At 46.1% G+C, this 1,109-nt stretch carries 1 protein-coding gene; it reads right to left on the bottom strand.

Features of this window, described 5'->3' with window-relative positions; genetic code table 11:
• Positions 1–1,109, bottom strand: a 1,109-nt coding sequence (locus AC1DPZ_RS27760) for an ArnT family glycosyltransferase (protein WP_477409611.1), incomplete at both ends; no start/stop codon positions are given.

Raw genomic sequence — 1,109 nt, 5'->3', positions numbered from 1 at the left:
CGCCTATCCTGTTGTGAATAGCATCCGCCCATTCCCGGTGACCAAAATATGCCTCCAGCTGCTCGTTGCCCTTTAAAAAGCTAAAACCGGCAACCACACACAGCCTGAACGCTACAAACAGTACAATATTGGCAATCCCCAAACGGTAAAGCCAGGCGGGGTTAATCCCCTTTTGTTTAAGGCAAATCAGCGCAAGCATCACAAGGGGTACAAAGCCAATAAGTGCGTAGTGTAACTGCACTGTAGCCTTAAAAGCACTTATTAAAAAAAAGGTAAACGTGCATGCCATATTAACCAGGAGACCCCGCATAAAGGCATCCTTAATTTTGGCAGTAAAAGCAGCGTAAAACAGGAACCACGAAGTAAGCGCCCCACCCAAAAGCAGTTGCCCAAACAAAAAATCGGACCCGGCATTGAAATGCAATCCGTCATCATCACGCTTAAACAGGCCGAGGTTTACAGCCGGGAAGTTATGGTGATACTGCCACATAATATGAGGCACATACAAACCCAAAGCTAACAGCACAATAAAATAAAATGACGGGCGCCTTAGCAGTTTCAGATTTGATAGCAGGGTGAAACTCACCAGCAATATACCATGGTACTTGCTGTACATAAGGCAGGCTACCACTATACCCAATACCAGGGCAAGTTTCCAGCTGTTGTTATCGATGTATTGCTGGTAGAAATAGTAAAACACTACCGTGAAGAAAAGCAGCGGTGCATCAGGGGTGGCAGTAAAACCATAGATCTGGAAAACCCAAACACCAGACATCAGCACAATGAACCATTTGGTGCTTACCTCATACCTTTTAAGCATGAGCCAGATGATGTAGATGCTGAGTGTGCTTGATAGCACAGTTACCAGCCTTGTGCCCAAACCGTTATGCATCAGCGTATCGCCAATGCGGATAAATACGGCTACCATGGGCGGGTGATAGTAAAATCCCCAATCCATCATGCGCGAGAAGATCCAGTAGTAGGCCTCATCGGCATGCATCTCCAATGTGGAGGCCTGCAGGATGTTTAGCGCCGTCCACAGCAATAAAAAATAAATAATAGGCTTGTTGTATTTTGTTTGGGCCGGCGTATTACTTATGGCGGTATCC

The sequence above is a fragment of the Mucilaginibacter sp. P4_G9 genome (assembly GCF_056400985.1).
The sequence above is the reverse complement of the archived record's forward strand: the minus strand, read 5'-3'. Positions and strand labels throughout refer to the sequence as shown.